Source organism: Bradyrhizobium sp. (assembly GCF_019244115.1).
GTDB lineage: Bacteria > Pseudomonadota > Alphaproteobacteria > Rhizobiales > Xanthobacteraceae > Bradyrhizobium.
In genome coordinates this window covers 1-3,750 of sequence record NZ_JAFATE010000592.1, presented here as the reverse complement: position 1 = coordinate 3,750, position 3,750 = coordinate 1, and the positions used below count along the sequence as shown (strand labels likewise).

Here is a 3,750-nt window from a genome sequence, read left to right as displayed (position 1 = left end):
GCTGGCCTCGCTCGATCAGTTACAGGCTCAGGCGCAGGAGCACATGGCGTCAGTCAGCCGCATTCCGCTTGTGAAGCTGCTCGGCATCTCACCGCACGGCCTCAATGCAACCGCCGAGCCGGAGCTGCGCGCGTTCTACGATTCAATCCATGCGTTTCAGAAGAAGTTCTTTTCTCCGAACCTCGATCGGATCTTCCGGTTCGCGCAGATCAACATCTGGGGCAAGGTCGACCCGGACCTTTCGTATGAGTATGAGCCGCTTTGGTCGCTCGATGAAAAGGCGGCCGCAGAGGTTCGCAAGATCAACGCGGAGACGGGACAGATCCATGTCGACAGCGGCGTGATTGCGCCCGCCGAGGAGCGCGCGCGCATCGCCAATGATCCGGAGACGCCCTACCCCGGGCTCGATCCCGACGACGTCCCGGACCTGAAGGAAGAGGAAGACGAGGGACTTGAGCCCGGCGGCACGCACACCGGATCGAATGATCGGCTTGGCGAGAGGAACGGTGGTGAGGACGCGTAAGCCCTGGCGACCAGGGCGGGGTTGACGTCTGCTGCACCCCAGGTAGCGGCTCAATAGCGGACTTCACCAAAGGTCCGAGTTGGACCAAAGCACAAAGTCGCTGCGCTCCAGCCCGCTGCGCGGGAGCAAGAGCCGAGAGGCCGGTAGCGATGAAGAGGACAGCGAAAGCGGGGTTGCCACGATCAACTCGCGTATTGTCGGCATGATGAAGAACAGGATCATCTGCGGCCCCTCTCACGCGGCGAACCACATCTACCCAGCCCACAACACAAAGACAAAAAATTGGCTTGACGAATAGCGCAAACCAGTTTGCTTGAAGGTGCCGCAGGTATTTCTGCTCGCAAGAAATTGATTCACACTATGCCACTGAATGCGGATCGACCGATTAATCGCGCAACAGTTGCCGGATGCGCTATTTCTGCCACGCCCAACTATCTGAAATTACACGGGCCAACAAAATTAAATCCCCTATTTAGCAACAATCGTGCCAAAACGCTTAAGTTGCGCACGCATTCGAGGTCGCCCCGCTTCGAATTTTCCTAAGTCGAGCACCTAATAGCACTCGCTGCTCCGCCCGTGCCCTACCTCCCGCGACTTCGTGCCTTGGCGCTTTTTGGACGCCGGTCAGCTCTGCAAGCGGATGGTCTCGTCATGCCGGCATCCAAAAACCTGCGCAACAGCAGAAATCGTCGCTCAATCCGATCAGCTCGTCGGCCCCTAGCAAAAAACGGCATCGCGCGCTTGGCCCTGATATGAAAGAGGCCGCCGACTGAGGGGCGGCCTCGGCACATCTTTTTTTAGTTCTGGAACTCCACACGCGAGCAATACCACCAGCTTTCGTAGTCTCTCCAACCGGTTTTAATAGCGAACTCCTTGCACTCGCTGTAGGATTTCCAGTTGCCCACGTTTTTGCACCTTGAAAAAACATGAAAGCCACTGGCCGAGGAGCATCCGATCGAGGGGACATTGCCAGTAGCATGGACGGGTGCGGCATTAGCGGGTGCAATCGACGAAATTGCGATAGCTAAACCCGCAACGAAGAGTAACGAGGCTTTCACAGCTGTGTCCTCCCAAAAGCTGGGACGGGGAAATACCCACCCCGCAAGCTAAGATAGCACGCCTCCGACCGCAGTTGAGTCCGCTCTGGGTCACAGGCGGAAAAACTCACGTCGAGCAAATCTGGTCGGCATCACCTCAGACAGCCGACATCGGTGCCGGCCGTGATGATTTCTCCGTCGGGCCAGATCCGGACATGGGACCGATGGAACCTAGACCACTCACTCATCATACGCTCGGAGCGACCTGCATAATGGCCTGCGCTTGCCTACTCCTGCTCCATACCCTCTGGTGCTGAGACTGATTGGCAGCGGTGTGCTGCCAACTTTGCGTTTGCACCGTTCGAGCGCCCATGGCAGCATTCGCGTGGCCGTGCAGGCGGCCGTCGGTCCGCGAGCAGGGTTGAACCCGCCTGATCCTGCTTCCTTACGTCGCCTTCTTTCTGCCCGTGAACGCGGACGCCGGGCGTAGCTGAAAGAAGGTGTCCCATGACTGAACGCCTGCCTTCACACGTGAGCCTTGCCTGGCTCAGAAAAGCCGCAAAGCACCAGCTCCGCGAATGGCGTGCTGCCGGCCGCGACGCCAGACTCGCCGACGTGCACCTTGCCCTGGCGCGTCAATACGGATTTCCGAGCTGGCGCGCGCTGAAGGCTCACGCCGACCGTCTCCAGGCTTTGACGCCGGCGGCCGGCGTTGCGATCGCGGACGACGACGTCGCGACTTTCCTCAGGGATGTCGGCGATGGCCGCATCAGCGACGTGCGGTCGCGCCTCGCCGCGGAACCGCGGATCGTCAATGCGATCGGTGCGCATCCGTATTGGGGTGGCCGCCCGCAGGCGCTTCATGTTTCGATTGAGACCAAGCGGCGCGACATGTTCGATCTCCTGCTGGGCGCCGGCGCGGATGTCGACGGTCGCAACGACGAATATTGCCATTGCTCACCGCTGATGCTGACGTTTTGGTCTGACCAACCTGACATGCGCCAGGTCTTGATGGAACAAGGCGCCCGGATAGGGCTGGTCGAGGCGATGCTTCTCGAGGATGACACCCTGGTGGAGAGCATGCTGAGCGCGGGCGCGCCTGCACTACCCGATTTCGACCCCAACGGAGGCTCGGTGCTCGCCTTTGCACGCACGCCATTCGCCATCGATCGTCTGCTCGAGCTCGGCGTCTCGACGACCCTGAAAGACAGGTGGGGATCAAGCCCGATCGATGCGATCAGCCGGCTCGGCCCCCGCGGCCGTCAACTCGTGCACCACCTGCTGCGACGGGGCTTGCGAGCCGACCCTCAGGAACATGCGCGCCTCGGTGACAAGGAGGCTCTCGCCGCGCTCATTGCGACCGACCCAGAGGTCGCGAGATCCGACGCCGTGTTCATGGGTGCCGTCGATTTCGGCCATTGCGATCTCGTGCAATGGCTGCTCGGACAAGGTGCCGATGTGAATGCGCGGTCGAGCGGGGGATCTGCCACCGCGCTGCACTCGGCGGCATGGAACGGCCATCTTGCAATGGTGAAGCTCCTCATCGCGGCGGGAGCCGATGTCCACGCACGAGATAAAGAGCACGACGGCACGCCCGCTGACTGGGCGGAAGTATCCGTCACGGTCTCCAATAACCCGAAATGCAAGGAGGTCGCGGAGTATCTCTCGCGGTTAGAGCGCCGGGCACCGACGTAACGAAGCGCGGCGGCCTGCTGCGTCGGCTAAGGGTCAAGGGCGGCTGTCGCTGGCAGGCGGATGGCACGGCCGGTCTACCCCCAGCTCCGGAAATACCCGTGCCTTCCGGCACTTACGCTTCGGGCCCGATTCGGTCCTCATAATGCGCGGGCGCAGACGGCCGGTCTTCCTCCGGGATCGGCGTGCGGAGCAGTTGCCCGGCCCATGCGTTATTTCGACCTGGCGGCTAAGATAGTGGGCCCTCCGGGGCGGGGCCGCTAGGCGCGCTTGCTACGCTTCGCCGTCTCGCACTGTTTGTTGCAGCCGGCATCGAGCCGCTTGCAGCGATGTCTTTATGCGGCTCGCCATGGCGTCAACCGCGGAATCCAGCGCGGCACATTAGTCTGAAAGCTCTCGTACTCTGTGCCGAATGTTTGCTTGAGCGTCGGTTCTTCGATCATCACCACCCAGACATGAAAAAAAAGCCAGAGTAGCGCGCCGTACCAGAGGAGACGC

Annotated in this window: 3 protein-coding genes; 2 read left to right on the top strand and 1 reads right to left on the bottom strand. The window is 61.0% G+C overall.

Going from position 1 to position 3,750, the window contains the following annotated elements; genetic code table 11:
• The coding region (locus tag JOZ76_RS26330; protein ID WP_291703597.1) for an anti-CBASS protein Acb1 family protein at positions 1-523 on the top strand (523 nt) is incomplete at its 5' end.
• 1,562 nt (positions 524-2,085) lie between these two features.
• Here the strand turns inward: JOZ76_RS26330 and JOZ76_RS26325 are convergent.
• Positions 2,086-2,424 (bottom strand): hypothetical protein, encoded by a 339-nt coding sequence (locus JOZ76_RS26325; RefSeq protein WP_291703595.1) that lies wholly within the window; start codon positions 2,422-2,424, stop codon positions 2,086-2,088.
• A gap of 27 nt (positions 2,425-2,451) precedes the next feature.
• On the opposite strand from JOZ76_RS26325, the gene JOZ76_RS26320 reads away from it, so the two are divergent.
• Positions 2,452-3,255 carry an ankyrin repeat domain-containing protein gene (locus JOZ76_RS26320; protein ID WP_291703590.1) on the top strand — a complete coding sequence of 268 codons (804 nt, stop codon included), beginning with the start codon at positions 2,452-2,454 and terminating at the stop codon, positions 3,253-3,255.
• Positions 3,256-3,750: the final 495 nt, after the last annotated feature.

Coding starts and splice junctions, on each gene's coding strand:
- JOZ76_RS26320 (WP_291703590.1), top strand. CDS start 2,452: ATGTTCGATCTCCTGCTGGGCGCCGGCGCGGATGTCGACGGTCGCAAC.
- JOZ76_RS26325 (WP_291703595.1), bottom strand. CDS start 2,424: ATGAAGCGCCTGCGGGCGGCCACCCCAATACGGATGCGCACCGATCGC.